The organism is Mucilaginibacter gracilis (genome assembly GCF_003633615.1).
Classification (GTDB): Bacteria; Bacteroidota; Bacteroidia; order Sphingobacteriales; family Sphingobacteriaceae; genus Mucilaginibacter; species Mucilaginibacter gracilis.
Genome location: NZ_RBKU01000001.1, coordinates 1,670,108 through 1,690,581, shown reverse-complemented (window position 1 = coordinate 1,690,581; position 20,474 = coordinate 1,670,108). Strand labels below are relative to the sequence as shown.

General features: G+C 44.0%; 19 protein-coding genes. 7 read left to right on the top strand and 12 right to left on the bottom strand.

Features of this window, described 5'->3' with window-relative positions; translation table 11 throughout:
• Positions 1 to 32: 32 nt before the first annotated feature.
• Complete coding sequence (gene gltX / locus BDD43_RS07270; protein ID WP_121197053.1) at positions 33 to 1,553, top strand: glutamate--tRNA ligase; 1,521 nt, start codon at positions 33 to 35, stop codon at positions 1,551 to 1,553.
• A 491-nt stretch (positions 1,554 to 2,044) separates the two neighbouring features.
• Positions 2,045 to 2,902 carry a KPN_02809 family neutral zinc metallopeptidase gene (gene ypfJ / locus BDD43_RS07265; RefSeq protein ID WP_121197052.1) on the top strand — a complete coding sequence of 286 codons (858 nt, stop codon included), beginning with the start codon at positions 2,045 to 2,047 and terminating at the stop codon, positions 2,900 to 2,902.
• A 123-nt stretch (positions 2,903 to 3,025) separates the two neighbouring features.
• Here ypfJ and BDD43_RS29940 read toward each other — a convergent pair whose 3' ends face one another.
• Complete coding sequence (locus BDD43_RS29940) at positions 3,026 to 3,202, bottom strand: hypothetical protein (protein ID WP_162846999.1); 177 nt, start codon at positions 3,200 to 3,202, stop codon at positions 3,026 to 3,028.
• A gap of 13 nt (positions 3,203 to 3,215) precedes the next feature.
• On the bottom strand, positions 3,216 to 4,139 hold the full coding sequence (locus BDD43_RS07260) for an HNH endonuclease (protein WP_121197051.1): 924 nt from the start codon (positions 4,137 to 4,139) through the stop codon (positions 3,216 to 3,218).
• 140 nt (positions 4,140 to 4,279) lie between these two features.
• Between BDD43_RS07260 and BDD43_RS29935 the strand changes: the two genes are divergently transcribed.
• The 3 genes from BDD43_RS29935 to BDD43_RS07250 all read left to right on the top strand — a co-directional run bounded on the left by BDD43_RS29935 (position 4,280) and on the right by BDD43_RS07250 (position 6,688).
• Positions 4,280 to 4,423 (top strand): hypothetical protein, encoded by a 144-nt coding sequence (locus tag BDD43_RS29935; protein WP_162846998.1) that lies wholly within the window; start codon positions 4,280 to 4,282, stop codon positions 4,421 to 4,423.
• Positions 4,424 to 4,677: 254 nt separating this feature from the next.
• A complete protein-coding gene (locus tag BDD43_RS07255) occupies positions 4,678 to 5,463 on the top strand; it encodes an N-acetylmuramoyl-L-alanine amidase (RefSeq protein WP_121201912.1) in 786 nt (261 codons plus the stop codon).
• A gap of 7 nt (positions 5,464 to 5,470) precedes the next feature.
• Positions 5,471 to 6,688, top strand: coding sequence for a dicarboxylate/amino acid:cation symporter (locus tag BDD43_RS07250; RefSeq protein ID WP_121197050.1), 1,218 nt, complete (start codon positions 5,471 to 5,473; stop codon positions 6,686 to 6,688).
• Between the two features lie 284 nt (positions 6,689 to 6,972).
• Here the strand turns inward: BDD43_RS07250 and BDD43_RS07245 are convergent, their stop codons facing one another.
• From BDD43_RS07245 to dnaG, 3 genes are read right to left on the bottom strand one after another with little or no spacing between them, the layout of a single operon-like run.
• The gene (locus tag BDD43_RS07245) at positions 6,973 to 8,016 is read right to left on the bottom strand and encodes a glutaminyl-peptide cyclotransferase (RefSeq protein ID WP_121197049.1); all 1,044 of its coding nucleotides are present in this window, start codon (positions 8,014 to 8,016) and stop codon (positions 6,973 to 6,975) included.
• A gap of 9 nt (positions 8,017 to 8,025) precedes the next feature.
• Positions 8,026 to 8,397: a YraN family protein gene (locus BDD43_RS07240; protein WP_121197048.1), complete on the bottom strand. Its 372-nt coding sequence runs from the start codon at positions 8,395 to 8,397 to the stop codon at positions 8,026 to 8,028.
• Positions 8,397 to 10,349: a DNA primase gene (dnaG, locus tag BDD43_RS07235; RefSeq protein ID WP_121197047.1), complete on the bottom strand. Its 1,953-nt coding sequence runs from the start codon at positions 10,347 to 10,349 to the stop codon at positions 8,397 to 8,399. Before dnaG ends, BDD43_RS07240 begins: the two co-directional genes overlap by 1 nt.
• A gap of 126 nt (positions 10,350 to 10,475) precedes the next feature.
• On the opposite strand from dnaG, the gene BDD43_RS07230 reads away from it, so the two are divergent.
• On the top strand, positions 10,476 to 10,958 hold the full coding sequence (locus BDD43_RS07230) for a DUF6252 family protein (protein ID WP_147425586.1): 483 nt from the start codon (positions 10,476 to 10,478) through the stop codon (positions 10,956 to 10,958).
• On the opposite strand, the gene BDD43_RS07225 is transcribed toward BDD43_RS07230, so the two are convergent.
• Entirely contained in the window at positions 10,953 to 11,810 is an 858-nt protein-coding gene (locus BDD43_RS07225) for a DMT family transporter (RefSeq protein WP_147425585.1), read from the bottom strand. The genes BDD43_RS07230 and BDD43_RS07225 overlap by 6 nt on opposite strands.
• 132 nt (positions 11,811 to 11,942) lie before the next feature.
• Between BDD43_RS07225 and asnS the strand changes: the two genes are divergently transcribed.
• Positions 11,943 to 13,379, top strand: coding sequence for an asparagine--tRNA ligase (asnS, locus tag BDD43_RS07220; protein WP_121197044.1), 1,437 nt, complete (start codon positions 11,943 to 11,945; stop codon positions 13,377 to 13,379).
• Positions 13,380 to 13,527: 148 nt separating this feature from the next.
• Here asnS and BDD43_RS07215 read toward each other — a convergent pair whose 3' ends face one another.
• The 6 genes from BDD43_RS07215 to BDD43_RS07190 form a co-directional block, all read right to left on the bottom strand.
• Positions 13,528 to 13,791: a Txe/YoeB family addiction module toxin gene (locus BDD43_RS07215; RefSeq protein ID WP_121197043.1), complete on the bottom strand. Its 264-nt coding sequence runs from the start codon at positions 13,789 to 13,791 to the stop codon at positions 13,528 to 13,530.
• Positions 13,782 to 13,970, bottom strand: a complete 189-nt coding sequence (locus BDD43_RS07210; RefSeq protein ID WP_121197042.1) for a DUF2683 family protein — start codon at positions 13,968 to 13,970, stop codon at positions 13,782 to 13,784. The genes BDD43_RS07215 and BDD43_RS07210 overlap by 10 nt, the downstream gene beginning before the upstream one ends.
• 72 nt (positions 13,971 to 14,042) lie before the next feature.
• Entirely contained in the window at positions 14,043 to 14,972 is a 930-nt protein-coding gene (locus BDD43_RS07205; protein WP_121201911.1) for a hypothetical protein, read from the bottom strand.
• A gap of 120 nt (positions 14,973 to 15,092) precedes the next feature.
• Complete coding sequence (locus BDD43_RS07200; RefSeq protein ID WP_121197041.1) at positions 15,093 to 16,277, bottom strand: M20 metallopeptidase family protein; 1,185 nt, start codon at positions 16,275 to 16,277, stop codon at positions 15,093 to 15,095.
• Entirely contained in the window at positions 16,270 to 16,737 is a 468-nt protein-coding gene (locus BDD43_RS07195) for an SPOR domain-containing protein (protein ID WP_121197040.1), read from the bottom strand. The genes BDD43_RS07200 and BDD43_RS07195 overlap by 8 nt, the downstream gene beginning before the upstream one ends.
• A gap of 114 nt (positions 16,738 to 16,851) precedes the next feature.
• Positions 16,852 to 20,331, bottom strand: coding sequence for a preprotein translocase subunit SecA (locus BDD43_RS07190; protein ID WP_121197039.1), 3,480 nt, complete (start codon positions 20,329 to 20,331; stop codon positions 16,852 to 16,854).
• Positions 20,332 to 20,474 lie beyond the last annotated feature (143 nt).

The window sequence follows — 20,474 nt, the reverse complement described above, 5'->3', positions numbered from 1 at the left end:
AAAACCGATACCAAAAAAACTATCTTTGCGGCATGTCAAATTCAAAAGTCCGCGTGCGTTTTGCGCCGAGCCCTACCGGTGGTTTACACCTCGGTGGCGTGCGTACCGTATTATTTAACTACCTTTTTGCCAAAAAACATGGCGGCGATTTTGTGTTACGTATTGAAGATACCGACCAAAACCGCTACGTTGACGGCGCCGAACAATATATTTTAGATTGCCTTGCCTGGTGCGGCCTTACGCCCGACGAAAGCCCCGTTGCCGGTGGCCACTATGCGCCCTACCGCCAAAGCGAACGCAAGCCTATTTACCGCGAATATGCCGAACGCCTGGTTGCCCAGGGCCATGCTTATTACGCCTTTGATACCCCAGAAGAGCTTGACCATGCCCGCAAGGAGATACCAAACTTTCAGTACGGGCAGGTGTACCGCGATACTTTGCGCAATTCGCTTTCGTTAAAAACTGCCGAGGTGGAGCATTTGCTTAATGCGGGTGTCCCACACGTTATCCGCATTAAAATGCCTACCGATGAGAGTGTGCATTTTAACGATATGATACGCGGCCATGTAAGCTTTGAAACTAACCTTGTTGATGATAAGGTTTTGCTTAAAGCCGATGGTATGCCTACCTACCACCTGGCTGTAGTGGTTGACGATTATTTGATGAAAATTACCCACGCCTTTCGTGGTGAAGAGTGGCTGCCCAGCGCACCCATACATATTTTGCTTTGGCGATATTTAGGCTGGGAAGCCGATATGCCGCAATGGGCCCATTTACCATTGATATTAAAGCCCGACGGGCATGGCAAACTAAGCAAGCGCGATGGCGCGCGCCTGGGTTTCCCGGTATATGCCATGAACTGGCTGGATGCTAAAACGGGCGAACTAACGCCGGGTTTCCGCGAGCTGGGCTTTTTGCCAGAGGCTTTTTTAAACCTGCTGGCCATGCTGGGCTGGAACACGGGCGGCGAACAGGAAATTTTTACTTTGGATGAGCTGATAGCTAATTTTTCGATAGAGCGGGTGAGCAAGGCGGGTGCTAAGTTTGACTTTGAAAAGGCCAAATGGTACAATGCCGAGTGGATAAAAAGGCTGCCAGCCGAAAGCCTGAAGCTGGAAGTTAAACACGAATTAGCTATACGTGGTATTGAAGCCAATGATGATGCTTACCTTATTAAAGTGATTGAAGCGGTTAAAGACCGCTGTATTTTACTGACTGATTTTTACCACCAGTCGGGTTACTTTTTTGAAACCCCGGCGGAATACGACCTGCCGTCAGTCAAACCAAAATGGACGGACGTTAAGACGGACTTTTTTAATGTACTAACGGGCAAATATGCCGATGTGCAAACCTGGGAACCTGCCGAACTGGAGTCTGTTTTTAAAGCTTTGGTTGAAGAAAAGGCTTTAAAAATTGGCGATGTGATGCTGCCTTTCCGTATAATGCTGGTGGGTGGCAAGTTTGGTCCGCATGTGTTTGATATTGCTGCGTTGTTGGGCAAAGAGGTTGTATTGGAGAGGATTGCGATGGCGTTGGGGGTGTTTACTACTTAGTGTTATTTGTCGCTTGTAGAGAATGTTACTTTCTTTTCCGCAAAGAAAGTAACCAAAATACTGAGCGATAGCGCCCTCATTTATACCATAAAAATCAAACACACATAAATAAACTCCCGGCTGCGCCAGCTTCTGTGAAAGTTAGGGTTGTGGGGGTTGGTTAACTAAATAGAATACTATGCATGGGTTTGGCGCTCGTATAGAATGTTACTTTCTTTTTCCGCAAAAGAAAGTAACCAAAGAAAACTCTCGGCTGCGCCAGCTTCTGTGAAAGTTAGTGATGGAAGTTGGGCTTGTGCTACCCGAACCTGACGATGCCGAATTTTTGAGTTAAAGTTTGGGCTGTGAGGGCAGTTGCTTTTATATCTAATCACAGCTATGATACCGAACGGTCAACACCACGGATAGCTGTGCTGGAATTTGGTTTTTGTATCTATCCAAAAACAATCATCCCCTATCCCGGTTAATAATTTGAATTAAAACGAATTATTATGCAGTGGTTTGGCGGCAGGCAAAGCGACAATGTGGAAGATGGCAACGGTAGTGGCGGCGGTGGCCGTGGGATGATATTTGGCGGCGGTGGTATTTTAGGTATCATAGGTTTGCTGTTTTACTTGTTTACGGGTAACAACCCCGCACAGCCAAGCCAATATGGCAATAGCCCCAATGGGCAGCCAGGCAACCAAACTTACAACGGCCAAAGCGTACAACGCCGTTTTGTTGGCGTGGTGCTGGCCGGTACCGAAGATGTTTGGGACAGCCTTTTTCGCGCCGAAGGGCATACTTATACCAAACCTAAGTTATATTTATACAGCGGCAGTGTTGAGGCCGGATGCGGTTTTGCAACATCGGCCAGCGGTCCGTTTTATTGCCCGGCGGATAGTAAGGTTTATTTGGATACCGCCTTTTTTAACGAATTGCAAGATCGTTTTCATGCGCCCGGCATGGCTGCCGAAGCTTACGTGATAGCGCACGAAATTGGCCACCATGTGCAAAACCTGTTAGGAGTTTCCGCAAAAATGGACCAGGCCCGCAATCAGCTTAGTAGCAGCGAATACAATAAGCTATCGGTTAAGCTGGAACTACAGGCCGATTTTTATGCCGGCATTTGGGCGCATTACGAACAAAGCGGTGGCAATGGCATTGTTATCAACCGATCGGACATTGACTCGGTATTGATTGCCGCCCATGCCATTGGCGACGACCGCCTGCAAAAGCAAGCCACCGGCCACGTATCGCCCGATAGCTTTACCCACGGCACATCCCAACAACGCGCTTACTGGTTTAAACGCGGTTTTGATACCGGAGATTTAAGTAAAGGGAATACTTTTGCAGAGGGGGAATTGTAAGTGTTGTAATTTTTATCACTTATTTTATAAGCTTTAATAGTGTAATGATTCAAAATCAATAAAAAAAATTCGAATTATTATTCAGATGGGTATTCAGGGATAATAACTAATATTGAATATTTTTTATTGGATGGTATCGTTAATGGTATTCAAGATTGCTTGATGCCAATCAATGTAATCTCCAATTTTATGAGAAATTTTTAAAACCTCTTCTTCAGTTAAATTTCTATTTAATTCTTCCTCTGCTACTGTATAAATATCTTCAATCGTCAGCGAATAAATAATGTTCTCTCTGTCCATATGTAATAAATAATTAATGATAAAATCTATTCTTACGATGCCACAATAAAGAATTTGGATGTGGGCTACTTTCCTCCTTTTCAGGAAGAAATATTTTATTACCAGCTAATGGTCGTAATAAATCACGATCAAAAAATTTGCCGTAGTTTGCAGACATCAAATTGGCTTTTTCTGATATTGTAATTTTAAAATCATCTTGCAATGTAAACCAACCAACATCGAAAGCCCAATGATGGAGATGACAAAAGGCTATTCCATTCCAAATATCATCTTTACCTTTAAAACAATGAGGCACAATATGCGCGGCTTCTACTTCCCACAATAATGAGTTAGGAGATTGTAATTTCAATCCACAAAAAGCGCACTTATAATCGTATGCCTTAATCACAGCTTGGCGAAATCCTCGTGCTCTTATTGAATATTCTTTTGTAGTGATAAGTGTCTTTTTAGATTTGTCGAATGGGTCATAATTCTGTGGTCGCAAATTTTCATTTAGCTTTTTAATTATTTTTTCTACTTCATAAGACTTGGTAGGCAAAAGAAGCTTTTGGGCAGTTGGAATATTCAACAGATCTAAAGCTTTATTATAACCATCTTCAGTAAGCATCCATTCTCTTCGGCTGGTAAGTGCAAATGTCGACGTAGGCCGCGACACCAATTTTTCTTTTGCTAATGAGTCCGCGGCTCTAAACAAAAGCCGATGCCACAATATTGATTTTTTTATTCTATTTTCTTTTCGATATATTGTTTCTAAAAATGCTACCCTTTGATCGTCATTAAGACTAAACTCATTTGCTATTTCATCAACTATCTCTTGACCTGAACTAAATTCTTTAATTACACCATTATGCTTAAAAAGAGTCTTAAGCAAAGCATGTTCAACCTCAATTTTTGTTGGCATAACCAACTTCTTAAGCATATCACTTTCATAACTCATTTTAAATATCTAAATACAAAGCGGCACTCAAATCTATTAATTTATGCTAATATTTTTAGGCTTACAACATGGTGTTAAAAACTATTTATTGTTAATAAAAGGTAAAAGTTATAGTCGCGGATAAATGGTTGCTGCCTGATATGCATTTTGAAGAGTGGGATTGCGAATTAGACCATCCATATCACCAATTTGATTGTGTAACCTACACCGAAGAACTTGCCGATTTTTCTGTATCTTTATGTAACTGGATGACGCACATCGGAAGCCTGAAAACCGGCATTTAAAATGTCCGCATTTACCTATTATGGTGCACGCCATTGCCGCGTAGCATAAAGTTTACAAAGCAGGTTTATTTTATTGAGGGGCTTATTGCGGTTATTTTGTATTTTCACGCTGGTAACATATTTGCACATTGAAAAAACACCTTATTTCCCCCCCGCGTATTAAATTTGAGGCTGCCAAGGCTTTGGGTATCGCCACAAATGGCTTTGCTAAAAATGCCCATATATACCCCTATTTTGTTATTGCGGTTATTGTTATGCTGGTTTCGGCGTGTTCGCCTAAGGGGCCGTATGCGGTAACCAACAAGGTTTATAAGCACCAGGCCGATTCGCTTACGCAAATATTACAGGTGCAGCAGCCGGTTGCGCTTACAGATAGCGCGGGACTGGCTGTCCCGGCAGATTGGGTGGGCACGGTTAACTTCGGCATCCGCAAGCCTAATTATGTAATTATCCATTTTACCGCTCAGGATTCGCTTGGCCAAACGCTGCGCACCTTCACCGTTAAGCATACCGGCACCAGCGCCCATTATGTGGTGGCTAAAAACGGCAAGGTGGTACACATGGTTAACGATTATTTGCGCGCCAACCATGCCGGTGTGGGCAAATGGGGCAGCGTTACGGATATGAACAGCATATCGATAGGTATTGAGATTGATAATAACGGAAACGAACCTTATACCGATGCGCAGATAAACAGCTTAATTGCCTTGTTAACCCGGCTTAAAACAACTTATTTTATACCTACGGCCAATTTTATTGGTCATGAAGATTTTGCCCCCAAACGCAAGCCCGACCCGGGACCATACTTCCCCTGGAAAAAAATGGCCGAACATGGCTTTGGCTACTGGAGCGATGATATACTTGAACTGGCGCCGGAAAACTTTGACTACGTAACCGCCCTGCGCCTGATAGGCTATGATACCAGCGACTTAAACAGTGCCATTATTGCCTTTAAACGCCACTTTGTACAAACGGATATTAAGCCCAAACTTACCCAGCTTGATATGAATATTTTATACAACGTGTACCAAAAGTATTAGCCGCTAAATGAGCAAGGCTTTAAAAAACTACAGCGGCATTTTATGGTTGCTTGCCGGCATTACAGCGGGCAGCATTACCGGTATGCTGTTTAGCAAACAGGCCGAACTGCTTAAACCCATTGGCGATATATTTTTAAACCTGCTGTTTGTTGCCGTAGTTCCGCTGGTGTTTTTTTCAATAGCATCGGCCATTGCCAACTTGCGGGGTTCGCAAAAACTGAGCCGTATAGTGGGCATTATGTGCGCCGTTTTTTTGGGTACTGTGCTTGTAGCTGCTATGGTTACTATGGTGGCTATGTGGCTGTTCCCGGTGCATCAGCAAATTGCAAGGGCAGCTACCGCCGTACAAGAGGCCGAAACAAATTTCTCGGGCGACTCCATAACCCAGCTATTTACCACCGGCGAGTTTTACCAGTTGCTATCGCGCAAAAACATGCTGGCCATGATAATTTTTGCCCTGCTGATAGGCTTCGGCACCTTAAAATCGGGCGAAAAGGGTTTGGCTTTCCGCGAATTTTTAGCTTCGGGAGCAGAGGTATTTAAAAACGTTTTCGTGATTATCATGAAGCCTGCCCCTATTGGTTTAGGTGCTTACTTTGCTTACCAGGTTGCAACTTTTGGCCCCTCGTTATTTGGCAGTTATGCGCATACGCTGGGCATTGGCTATGGGGTTAGCCTGTTTTACTACGCGGTATTTTTTAGTTTATATGCCTTTATTGCAGGTGGCGTGCGCGGTGTAAAGCGGTACTGGCAAAACAACATTATCCCCTCGGCAACGGCGGTGGGTACGTGCAGCAGCATTGCTACCATACCTGCCAATTTAGATGCCGCCAAAAAAATGGGCGTTAGCGATGTGATAGCCAATATTACCATTCCGCTTGGCGGAACGCTGCATAAGGATGGTTCGGCCATATCGTCGATATTGAAAATGGCAGTTGTGTTTGCCATGTTTGGGAAAGGCTTTGATAGTCCGCAAGTAATAGTGCTGGCCCTTGGGATGACGGTGTTGGTCAGCATTGTTGAAGGCGGCATACCCAACGGCGGCTTTGTTGGCGAATTGCTGTTTATATCGGCCTACGGCCTGCCGCCCGAAGCGTTGCCACCTGCCATTGTTATTGGTACCTTTATTGACCCTGTGGCTACCCTATTGAATGCTACGGGCGATACTGTGGCTGCGATGCTGGTGAACAGGTTTGTTGATGGAGAGGCAAGAAGCGAGGGGTGAGGAGAGTCAAGAAGCGAGAATCAGGAAGCAGGATAAGGTAAAAACCGATTCGTGTCGAGGTACGAAGCAATTTCAGTACTGTAGAAAGAGCGATTTATTTCCCTTCTTTAAACGAAGTTCATTCTGAGCGACAGTCGAAGAAGGGAGCGCAGAGGCCAAAGCTGTACAGAGCGGACATGACGATTAGCTTTGAGTTGAAGACACCCGATTCGTATTTTAACCGTCATTTCACCATTATAAGCCTCGGGATGTATCGCTCGCAATGAAATGCAATTTTATCTGCCCTATTGCTTTACAAACTTAACCTGGAACATTTTGTCCCATTTTTTACCGGTGATGAACATGCGGCGGCCTTTGGCATCCCAGGCTATACCGTTTAGTACGTCGGCATTGTGGTTGCGGGTGGCAAGGGGATATAGTTTGCTTAGGTCTATCCGCTGTAAAACGGCACCGTTGCGGGGGTTTATCACTATAATGGTATCGGTTTGCCAAATGTTGGCGTATATTTTACCGTCTATGTATTCCATCTCGTTTATACTGTCAATGGCTTTGGTATCGTCGTAAACATCAATAAAACTATAGGGGCGGTAGGTATCCTTATTCAGCATAAAAATGCGGTTGGTACCGTCGTCGTTATAAATAGTTTTACCGTCAAAACATACGCCCCAGCCCTCTTTACCCCAGTTGTAGTTAAAGGTGCCTATTTGTTTAAAGGTGTTTTTGTCGTAAACAAAGCCTATGGCGGTTTTGTAGGTTAATTGCATTATTTTATCGCCCACAACGGCAATGCCCTCGCCAAAATAGGCACTATCCAGCTTAACCGATTTTAGGGTTTTGCCCGTATTCAAATCGGTTTTTAACAGGTACGATTGTTTTTCTAAACCGGTGCTTTCGTACATTGCGCCGTCAACATATTGCAGGCCCTCGGTAAACGAAGCTGTGTCGTGCGGAAACACCTTTTCCACCTGGTAGGTATACACTTCGGGTGCTTTGGCGGCGAGTAAAAGTACATTTGTCGAAATTTCCGTTGGTTTACCGTCGGCAAATACTTTGGCGGTTATCAGCTTGTTGCCCAGTTTCAACGAGTCGGTTTTAAGTTTGGCTGTTAAGGTGTCCTTGCGGGAAGTTACCCTAACGGAATCAATCAAATACTGGATAGAATCGGCCTTGATAGATGGAGGAATCACTACTTTAACAGCTATTTCGTTACCCAGTTTATAGCTTGTGCCGTCATTGGGGCTAATGCTTAACGAAGCAGTTTCGTGGGTTTTACAGGCGGCAAGTGCAACGGCTAAAAATGCAACTAAGACTATTACTCTGTTTTTCATTATTTGATTTTAAATATCGGGCGACGGCCAAAAGGCATCCTCGATGTGCTTTAACGTATAAGCATTGTTATTGTTGAACAGGATAGCAATTATATCAAACCTTGCCTCGCCCTGATGATTCATGAGGTAAATATATTCATCTGCGGCTTTAGCTAATAATTTTTGTTTACGATTGTCTACAAAATCTTCGGGTTCGCCAAAGCCGTTGCTGCTGCGGGCCTTTACTTCAATAAAAATAATGGTTTTGTTATGGTAGGCAATTAAATCAATTTCGGCTTTGCCGTGGCACCAGTTCTGGTCCATAATTTCGTAGCCTGCGGCTTCCAGGTGTGCTTTGGCCAATTGTTCGCCCAGTTGGCCCAGTTGGTTGTGCAGGGCCATTATTTGGTAATTACGATGCCTAAATAATCGGTTATGCTTTTTTCAACCTTTTTCATGTGTACAAACTGGGCAAGCAATATATCCTCATCATCGGCACTTTTGGTATCTTTAAGCTGGCTGCGTATATCGGCCAGTATTTTGCCTACCTTTTGCTTTTTGAGGTGGAATATAGCACCTAATATGGTAGCCTTCATGTCCTTCTCCTCGTCGGTTGTTGATATTTTATGCATATCGTACCAATTTGGGCTTAATACATATTGCGACATTAAAAAGGTAATAGCCAAATCGGTTATTTGCTTATCGGCGTGGTTAATGTAAAAAAGCTCTTCGGGCAGGTTACCTTTTTCTATTTCGTTATGGTACACCTGTACAAAGTGTTTGTACAGCGGCGTTTCAAATTCCACGTCGTTCAACTCGGCAATAATAAAGGGGCCAATGTAGGTGTTGGCAATACCATCCCAATTAATAATGCGGCTGCCATAGGTTACCAGCAGGCGTATAATCTCTTTTTCCTGGGTTTCGCCGCTTTGGATTGTTGCCCGGGCAACAATCGGCTCGTCAAGAAACAAGTCTTCGGGTGGTTCATCTCCCGGTTGCTCCTGCTGCTTCCTTTGTTTGTATTGCTGCTGCCCTTCTTTTTTATACCTGGCCTGCCGCATTTTGTTGAGCTCGGTATTGAGCGACCGCTCCTCTATCTGCAAAAGCATGCTGCATTCGCGGATGAACACGGCGGCCTTAATGGTATCGGGTATTTTGGCAATGCTCTCCACTACCTCGCGTATCACATCGGCACGCTTTATAGGGTCGGTACCGGCCTCTTTGAGCAGGATATTGGTTTTGTAAAGTATAAAGTCTTTTTTGTTTTGCTCTACATAGTTTTTAAAGCCGGTGCTGCCTAACAGGCGGACATATGAATCCGGGTCGTGCCCGTCGGGGAAGGAAACAACCTTTACGTTAAGGCCTTCTTCAAGTATCATATCCAATCCGCGTAAGGATGCTTTGATACCGGCTGCATCGCCATCATATAAAATGGTAACGTTTTTGGTTAAGCGGCCAATTAGCTTAATTTGTTCAACCGTTAACGACGTGCCCGATGAAGCTACCACGTTTTCGATACCGGCCTGGTGTACCGATATTACATCGGCATAACCTTCAACCAGGAAACAGTTATCCTCGTCGCGTATTGCCTTTTTGGCGAAGTTGAGGCCATAAAGCACATTGGATTTATGGTATATTTCCGACTCGGGCGAGTTTACGTATTTGGGTACGGTTTTATCGTTGTTTTTTAAGGTACGGCCACCAAAGGCAATAACCCGGCCCGTAAAGTTAAATATCGGGAACATTACCCGGCCACGGTACCTATCGTACAAGGTTCCGTTTTCACGCTTAACGGATAGGCCCGTTTCTTCTAAATATTCCTGCTGATAACCTTCTTTTAACGCCTGTGAGCTAAATGCTTCCCATTGATCGGGCGAATAGCCGAGCTCGAACTTGCGGATGGTGGCATCGGTAAAGCCGCGTTCTTTGTAATAGCTTAACGCTATGCTTTGGCCGGCTTCAGTTTCCCATAAGCTATCCTGAAAAAACTTGGAAGCATATCCGGTAACTATGAGTAAGCTTTCGCGACGGTTCTCGGCTTCGCGGTCTTCGGGAGCGTCGTTTAGTTCTTCAACCTCGATGCTGTATTTTTTGGCGAGCCATTTTAAGGCTTCGGGGTAATTAAACTTTTCGTGCTCCATTAAAAAGGTAACCGCCGAACCGCCTATGCCGGAACTAAAATCTTTAAAGATACCCTTAGCCGGAGATACCGTAAACGATGGTGTACGCTCGTTAGCAAAAGGCGAAAGACCAATGTAGTTAGCACCACGCTTTTTTAGGGCCACAAACTCGCCTATCACCTCCACAATATCGGTGGCTTCCATTATACGGTCGATGGTAGCTTTGGTTATCATTCGTTACAAAGATAGGCTAACTTAATTAAGTTAGGCATAATTGACGTGCATTAGCGTAAACGCACAATAATATTTGTTTGTTGTAGCACAATGCTGCCGTTGTGCGTATTGGCTAAAAACCAAAATATGAAAAACAGATTAATATTGTGCCTTGCCGTAGCAGCTACCATGATAATGTATGCCTGCAAAAAGACTGATGATAAAGTAATTGATACCAACTTTTACATGACGGCCTTAAACAACAACAACAGTTGGACCGCTATTCCTTTCGCAGGATTTTTAGGCGATTCCCTTTATCTGCAAGGCAGTAACAGCGAAAAGGCTATTATGATGAAAATCAAGTTCGGCAGCTTAGGTAAGTACCCGTTAACAGGCAATCAGAGCTTATATGTTACAAATATTGGTGGCGATGTGCTTTCCGTCAAATATGTACTTAGGGCCGATACGGTAAGTTCGGTTACGTTAACATCTTACGACGCAGACAAACAGATATTTGAGGGCACGTTTGATCTGAGCTTTATTCAAACCTTCCCTGTTGTTACTAATCCGGCAAAGGTAAGTTTCAGCAATGGTAAATTTAGGATACGCCGGGGTGCTTTTGAGCTATAGCTTAACGGTTCGGGGTTTCACAAAAGTAACCCCAATGCCAACCAGCACTACCACACCGCCCAATAATTCAACAAGCCCAACCTTTTCGCTTAACAGCCACCAGGCCAGTAAAGCCGTTGCCACGGTTTGCCCAAGCAAAGCTATTGATACCTGTGTTGAATCGAGATGGCTGATGGCGTAGTTAATGGTTATCCAGCCCAAAAGCTGGCATATTAAGCCGAGGGCAACAAGCATTAACCAGGTTTGGGTGCTGAAACCCCACATTACATCATGGTCTGCCCAGCAAAAAACACCAAGTAAAATAGTGGCGGCAAGCATACTGTAAAACATAAAAGTTAAGGTGTTTATGCTTGCCAAAACATTTTTACTGATGAGGATATAAATGGCATATAAAACGCTCGAAAATATGGCGTAAACTACGCCTTGCGTTAATTGCAGGTGCCATATTTTTTGTATACCTACCAGTATAACCATGCCGCAAATAGCCGTAGCGGTGCCTAACCAAAAACTTAGGCCGGGTTGCTTTTTATAAATAACGAGGCTGAGTAAACCCACCCAAACCGGGGCCAGGTTGGCTACCAGGGTTGATATAGTTGCGGTTGATTTAAGGATAGAGATATTCCAAACGGCAATATCCAGCCCGAATACTAAACCGCCAATAACCGCGATGAACAAACTTTTGCTATTAATACGCAAACTGCCTTTAAAAAAGAAGTAGGGTGCTAAAAATACCAACGCAAATAACAGCCTGTAAAACGCTGCGGGCAGGGCCGATAAGGGCACAAGCTTAACAAAGATGGGCGAAAACGCGATACAGATAATACCTGTTACGAGGCTTAATTTAGGATTCATGCGGGTAAGTTGCGGCTGCAAACTTACAATTGCTTTGCCAATGCCCAAGCATAGCGCATTAAAAATGAGCAAAAGGCGTATGCCGATACCTAAATAATTGTAATTTTACGCCTTAATAATATATAGAATATAATGAGCCAGCGTATTAAAATTAAAGCACTATTAACCGGCGAACTAACCGGGAAAGAGGTAACTGTGAAGGGATGGGTAAGGGCATTCCGTCAAAATCGTTTCATCGCTTTAAATGATGGTTCTACAAATAATAACATCCAGATTGTAGTTGATTTTGAAAATACCGACCCTGCTTTGCTTAAACGCATCACTTTTGGCTCGGCCATTAGTGTTGTGGGCGAAATGGTGCCCTCGTTAGGTTCGGGGCAAAAGGTTGAGGTTAATGCCAAAACGATAGAAATTTTGGGCGATTGTAATCCGGAAGAATTTCCGTTACAGCCTAAAAAACAGTCGCTGGAGTTTTTGCGCGAAAACGCTCACCTGCGTTTCCGTACCAGTACCTTTGGGTCTATTTTCCGCCTGCGTAATACATTGGCCTTTGCAGTGCATAAGTTTTTTAACGACAGGGGCTTTGTTTATCTGCATACGCCTATTATCACGGCATCGGATGCTGAGGGTGCGGGTGAGATGTTTAGGGTAACAACCTTTGACCCAACCAAACCCCCGTTGACTGATACCGGGGAGGTTGATTTTAAGCAAGACTTTTTTGGCAAGGCAACTAACCTCACCGTATCGGGCCAGTTAGAGGGTGAGCTTGGCGCGATGGCTCTGAGCGATATTTATACTTTCGGGCCAACGTTCCGCGCCGAAAACTCGAATACCACACGACACCTGGCTGAGTTTTGGATGATTGAGCCGGAAATGGCTTTTTACGACCTGAACGATAACATGGACCTGGCCGAAGAAATGCTGAAATACCTGATAGGGTATGCCTTAGAACATAACCGTGAGGATATTGAGTTTTTAACCCAGCGTTTGTTGGAAGAGGAAAAACAAAAACCGCAAGCAGAACGATCGGAAATGACTTTGCTGGAAAAACTACAGTTTTGTTTAGATAACGATTTTCAACGTTTAACTTATACCGAGGCTATTGAGATTTTGAAAGACTCGAACCATAACAAGAAGAAGAAATTTCAATACCTGATTGAGGGTTGGGGTGCCGATTTGCAAAGTGAGCATGAGCGTTACCTGGTTGAGAAACACTTTAAGAAACCGGTAATTTTAACCGACTATCCGAAGGACATTAAATCGTTCTACATGCGGTTAAATGAGGATGGTAAAACCGTTAGGGCTATGGATATTTTATTCCCCGGCATTGGCGAGATTATAGGCGGCTCGCAGCGCGAGGAACGTTACGACAAGCTTACCCAACGCATGGACGAAATGGGCGTACCTAAAGACGAACTGTGGTGGTATTTAGATACCCGCCGCTTTGGCGCTTGCGAACATGCGGGTTTTGGCCTGGGCTTTGAACGTTTGGTGCTTTTTGTTACCGGCATGGGCAACATCAGAGATGTGATACCTTTCCCAAGGGCACCGAAGACGGCAGAATTTTGACCGCTGAATGGTAATAGTTAAAAAGTGATTTTTTTGATTTCGCTGATATTGATGAGCGCCTTTGGTGCTCATTTTTTTTGACCGGAATTTTGGAATTAAAGAATGAACAGAATAAATTATTACTTAGATTGCTGGTGCTTAGGGTTGCTTATTTTTTATAGTGCCCTTTTAGCGAATAGACTTTAATTATTTCACCGTCTACTGCGTAAATTAAACGATGTTCCGCACTTATGCGCCTGGACCACTTTCCTGATAAACTGTGTTTTAATGGCTCAGGTTTACCGATGCCTTCAAACGGGGTTGCTTTGATAGAGCTAAGAATATTGGAAATCTTTTTCTGGATAGTTTTGTTTCCCGATTTACTCCAGAATTTCATGTCTTCCAAAGCTTCCGGCAATAAAATTACTTCCACAAATCATCAATGTTTATTTTAACACCCTTTCCTTCTTTCATATCCTGATCGCCTTTTAATATTTTGGCTACAAAAGCCGGATCATAGGGATCTTTCTCCACATCAATATTCAATGTTTTTGCCAATTCTGCAATCAGTGTTAAATGCTTTTTTTGAACGTTTTTGAGTAATAATTCCATAATATAAAAATAAGACTTATTTATTTCAAAAGAAACAGGTGATTTAAAGTAACAGCCTTTTTAACATTACCTTTATTTTTCCTTCTTATAATCCTTATGCACTATTAAAAAGCTGGCGCGTTCTTCTTTGTGGAAGGGGATATCCCAGTTGCCCTGGTAGGATATTTTGATGGGGACGAGGTTGCCGTCAACGTTATTGCATTCTATGTTCATTTGCACGTTAAAATCAACTAAAAAGTTTTTAAACTTCATGTCGATATAGCGGCCCAGTATCTGGAAGGTGCGGGTATCAAATATGGTTGTAACTTCCTTTATCATCACGTCATCGTCCTGAATGCTGGTTTTAGGTATCACGCGGAAGCGGTAAACGGGTATGGTATCTAAATAAGTACCGCGCGCAAACTGGTAAGTATAAAACTGTTTTAAATCGGGACCAAAAATTTCGGTTTTACCGCTAATGAAAGGTATACCCGGCACCCGTCGGCCGGGTGTAAACACCAGTGTTTTAAGTTTGGCCTTGTACCCCTCGTTTTTGCCGCCACCTACCGGCGAGTCTGATTTTACAAAATCGGTGTTGTAGGCGTTCATAAAAATGTAGTCGAACATTTCTACGGTGTAAAGCTCATATTTGCCGTTCTTTTTATAAACCTCGCCACTATCGCGCCTGGCCATAAACTCCATTTTATGGGTGCCCATGTTATTGCTGTGGTGTATTTTGCGGTAAATTTTGCCATTTACCTTGTTCTTTTTGTCGTAAGTAAAAACACGGTTTTCGGCGGTAAAGCTGTAATTTTTCATGTTACGGAAAGCCTGGTAAAAGCCCGTATCGCGTAACATGGCATCAATAAAATCCTGCGCATTAAGCCTGTGCGATTTGATATTAACCAGGTTAGTATCAATCATGATGCTTTTAATGGTATCGGGGTTATAGCGGTTTATCTGCTGCGCAAAAGTGGCGGCGTTAAAGCAAATGAAGATGAGTATGAGCAGATATTTTTTCATGTGTATGCTTTTCAATGTGTCATTGCGAGCGATAGCGCGGCAACCGCACATAGGCCGGGCCGCTTGCAAAACAAATATGCCTCCGTGCGATTGCTTCGTTCCTCGCAAAGACACAGTTTATTAATTACCCAACTCTTTCAAGGCTAAGTAGGCCATTAAGCCTGTGCTTAATTCCAACGCCTTTTCGTCAACATCAAAGGTTGGGGTATGTACCGATGAAGTGATGCCCCGTGCCTCGTTACGGGTGCCCAAACGATAAAAACAAGCATCGGCAACCTGGGTATAATAGGCAAAGTCTTCGGCGGCCATCCATATATCTAAATCAAGCACATTCTCCTTACCTAAATAATCTTCGGCGTGGCTGCGGGTTGAGGCAGTCAATTTCTCTTCGTTGATGAGGAATGGGTAACCATGCATAATATTAAAATCGCAACTGCCGCCCATGCTTTCGGCAATGCCTTCGGCCAGTTTTTTCATTTTTATATGGGCCTCTTTGCGCCAAACCTCGTCCATTGTGCGGAAGGTACCTTCAAGGTAAACCTCATTGGGTATAACATTGGTTGCACCGTTGGCTATTACTTTGCCAAATGATAATACCGAGGGCAGTTTAGGATCGGCACTGCGGCTTACGATGGTTTGCAGGGCCACTAAAATATGGGCGGTTATAATTACCGGATCTATATTTTGCTGGGGCTGCGCGCCGTGGCCGCCTTTGCCTTTAACGGTAACGTATATTTCGTCGGTAGAGGCCATGTATTTGCCTGCGCGGAAACCAACCTTGCCCACATCAATTAAAGGCATTACATGCTGGCCAAATACTGCCTGTGGCTTAGGGTTTTCTAACACGCCTTCTTTAATCATGAGGCTTGCGCCGCCAGGGAGCTTTTCTTCGGCAGGCTGAAAAATAAACTTTACCGTGCCGGCAAATTCGCTTTTCAATTCGGTTAATATTTTGGCGGTGCCTAATAACGATGAGGTATGCACATCGTGCCCACAAGCGTGCATCACACCTACATTGGTTGATTTATAAGGCACATCATTAGCCTCGGTTATGGGCAGGGCGTCCATATCTGCACGCAGGGCAATTACCTTGTCGGACGGTTTTCCGCCTTTAATTAAAGCCACCAGGCCCGTGTTGGCCATATGCTGGTAAGGTATGCCCAAAGCATCTAATTGTTTGGCTACAAAAGCCTGTGTTTGATGCTCATTGAATGATAACTCCGGGTTGGCGTGTATGTGCCTGCGGTTACCCACAACATCGTTAAAAATCGTTTTGGATAATTGCTGTATCTTTTCTTTAATCATTGTTTCCAATTTTAGGCAGATTGATCTTTTCGGTAATGATGAACACACTGGTGAATTGCGGGCGCACCTGCTCCAGTAATTTTGAGGCCTCTAAGCGTGTTCTAAAATCGCCGGCGCGCACCTTAAAATTGGGTTCGCTGTAAATAATATAGGTTTTAAGCTCGGGATAAAGATTGTTAAACTTTGATTGGGCGTTATAAGCATCGGTACGGTTGGAGCCCGAAAATATTTGCACCCTAAAGCCCCTGCCCGATGTTGGCGCATATACACCCACATTTGAATTGGGCATTTTACTAAGTGCCAGGCGCAAAGCAATAAGCGAATCGATACGCGGATCTTTAACTACGGTTAGCTTGCCCCTGGTTTGGGCTAAAGAAGTTACCGAAAAGAGCATAAAAAAAGCAATACCACACCCAATAGCTTTGCGGCTTAATGAGGATGTGGTATTGCTCGTTTTCATGATATGAAAGCCCCCTCTAAATCTCCCCCGGTAGGGGAGACTTTTGAATTGCGCGTTTTTACAAATTTTTGTTTCTAAAAGCCCTCCCTACCGAGGAGGGTTGGGTGGGGCTTATTACGCCACACCTACACCATGGCAGTTTTTAAACTTTTTACCACTTCCGCAAGGGCATGGGTCGTTACGGCCAATTTTTTGCTCGGCTCGTACCGGCATTTGTTTTTGCGGTTCGCGGGTATCATCAAACATATCGGGCACACCGTTGGTTTCCTGGGCAAGCTCTGGTTTTGATGTACGCATGTTACGCATATCTGTTTTTGGCTGTGGTTTAGCTTCGCGCACATCCTCTTCCTGTTGCATCGGGATGCCGCCTCTGAATAAGAAACTCACAATCTCTTTATTCACATTGGCCAGCATAGCGCGGAACAATTCAAAAGCCTCAAACTTGTAAACCAATAAAGGGTCCTTTTGTTCGTAAACGGCATTTTGTACCGATTGCTTTAACTCGTCCATTTCGCGCAGATGCTCTTTCCAGGCATCATCGATATAGGTAAGTGTAACTATCTTTTCAAACGACTTAAATACTTCAAGCCCGTGGTTCTCAATCGCTTTTTTAAGCGGCACGGCAACCTGCAAACCATGTATGCCATCGGTAAACGGAACTATGATGTTTTCAATTTCCTGGCGGTTATCGTAAACATCTTTTAGTACCGGGTACGCCTGTGCAGCTATGGCTTCGGCTTTGCGTTTGTAAAAATCAGTCACCTGCCCAAAAACCTTATCGGTTAATTTTATGGCAGATAGCGATGCAAACTCGTCTTCGGTAACGTCAATATCAACCGAGAACAGGCGTATCACTTCCAGCTTAAAGCCTTCGTAATTATTTTCGGCTTTGTATTCGCCAACCACATCGTCAGTAACATCAAAAATGGTGTTGCTCAAATCCACATCCAAACGTTCGCCAAAAAGGGCATTTTTACGTTTGGTATAAATAACTGTACGCTGCGAATTCATCACATCATCATACTCTAACAAGCGTTTACGGATGCCGAAGTTATTTTCTTCCACCTTTTTTTGCGCGCGCTCAATAGAGTTGGTTATCATGGAGTGCTGTATCACTTCGCCCTCTTCGATACCCATTTTTACCATGAGGCCAGATATACGCTCTGAACCGAATAAACGCATCAGGTTATCCTCAAGCGAAACGAAAAATTGCGACGAACCCGGATCGCCCTGCCTACCGGCACGACCACGCAACTGCCTGTCTACCCGGCGCGACTCATGGCGCTCGGTGCCCACAATGGCCAAACCGCCAACTTCTTTAACGCCTGCACCAAGTTTAATATCGGTACCACGGCCAGCCATGTTGGTTGCTATGGTTACAGTACCGTTTTTACCTGCTTCGGCAACAATGTCGGCTTCTTTTTGGTGCATTTTGGCATTCAAAACGTTGTGCTTAATGCCACGCAGTTTTAACATGCGGCTCAACAATTCGGATATTTCTACCGAAGTTGTACCCACCAGTACCGGCCTGCCTACGCGCGGCTCCAACTCGCCTGTTAAAGGGTTTGGTGCCGGGATAAGGCTGCCCTTACCATCCAACTGCGGAACAACTTTACCTGCACTATCAAATTTAGGGATGGGCTTACCATCCTTCATTTTTAAATTGCCTTCTTTATCTTTTTCGTATTGCGGCTCGTAGTGCGAATACGGGAACACTAAGGTTTGTATTTCGGCAGCTACGGCATTGTACTTTTCGCGAACGGTACGGTAAACCAAATCCTGGTAATCGCTGCGGCTGGTTGGCGTGTTGGTTGGTATTTCAACCACATCCAGTTTGTATATTTCCCAAAACTCACCTGCTTCGGTAACGGCAGTACCCGTCATACCGCAAAGTTTGTGGTACATACGGAAGTAGTTTTGCAAGGTGATGGTTGCAAAGGTTTGAGATGCATCTTCAACCTTTACGTTTTCTTTAGCCTCGATAGCCTGGTGCAAACCGTCGGAATAACGGCGGCCATCCATAATACGGCCCGTTTGCTCGTCAACAATTTTTACTTTGCCTTCGTCTAAAATGTATTCAACATCTTTTTCAAACAGGGTATAAGCCTTTAACAATTGATTGATAGAATGGATACGCTCGGACTTGATAGAGAAATCGCGCATCAAGGCGTCTTTCTTAGCTACCTTTTCTTCAATGCTCAGGGTTGATTTTTCAATTTCGGCAATTTCGGTACCAACATCGGGCATCACAAAAAAGTGCGGGTCTTCGCCCGAAGTTGTGATTAACTCGATACCTTTTTCGCTCAACTCAACCTGATTGTTTTTTTCGTCGATGATGAAAAACAGTTCGGCATCAGCTTTCGGCATTTCTTTTGCCGAATCCTGCATGTAATAGTTCTCTGTTTTTTGCAGAATGGTTTTGTGGTTACCCTCACTCAAAAATTTAATGAGTGCTTTGTTTTTAGGTAAGCCGCGGTGTGCGCGCAATAATGCCAACCCACCTGTATCTACATCTGTTTTGCCTTCGGCTATTAATTTTTTGGCTTCGTTTAGTACGCCTTGTACATAGTTTTTCTGGGTATTTACCAAACGCTCAATACGCGGTTTTAATTCGTAAAACTCATGCTCGTCTCCGCGCGGAATAGGGCCCGATATGATGAGCGGTGTACGGGCATCATCAATTAATACCGAATCCACCTCATCAACCATTGCATAATGTAATTTACGCTGCACCAATTCTTCGGGTGTGCGTGTCATATTGTCACGCAGGTAGTCAAAACCAAATTCGTTGTTGGTACCAAAAGTTATATCGGCCAGGTATGCACTGCGGCGTTCTTCGCTGTTTGGCTCGTGCCTGTCAATACAATCAACCGATAAACCGTGAAACTCGTATAAAGGGCCCATCCATTCGCTATCGCGCTTGGCCAGGTAATCGTTCACAGTTACAATATGTACGCCCTGGCCCGCAATGGCATTTAAATAGGCCGGCAGGGTAGCTACCAGCGTTTTACCCTCGCCTGTAGCCATTTCGGATATTTTACCCTGGTGCAGTACTACACCGCCCAATAATTGTACATCGTAATGTACCATGTTCCAGGTAACCTCGTTACCGGCGGCTAACCATGTATTGTGGTGAATGGCCTTGCTGCCATTAATAAGCACATTTTTTTTACGGGCGGCCAGGTTACGGTCAAACTCGGTGGCGGTAACTTCAATGGTTTTATTTTCGGTAAAGCGTTTGGCGGTTTCTTTAACCACGGCAAAAGCTTCGGGCAATATCTCCAATAAAATAACTTCCAGTGCCTTGTTGCGGTCTTTTTCCATTTTATCAATGGCACTGTACAAATCAACCTTTTGGGCAACATCCATTTCCGGGTCTTCGGCCTGCTCTTTTATCGATTGCAGTTCGGCATTAATATCGGCCAGCCCGGCGGCTATCCTTTCTTTAAAATCGAGCGTTTTGGCCCTCAATTCGTCGTTGCTTAGTGAGCCTAATTTGGCAAACTCAGCTTTAATTTTTTCAACTATAGGTTGTATTGCTTTGACATCTCTGTCACTCTTGTTACCAAAAAGCTTACTGATAAATCCCAACATGGTTTATATTTTATAATAAATTATGACTTATTCAACAATTGCGCCATAGCAATTTAAAGGCCATAATGACAGGCGAAATTACGGTTTATTTGCCGAAAAGTTAAGCGGGGAAGATTATTAGTATATTAACAGGTGTTAATTAT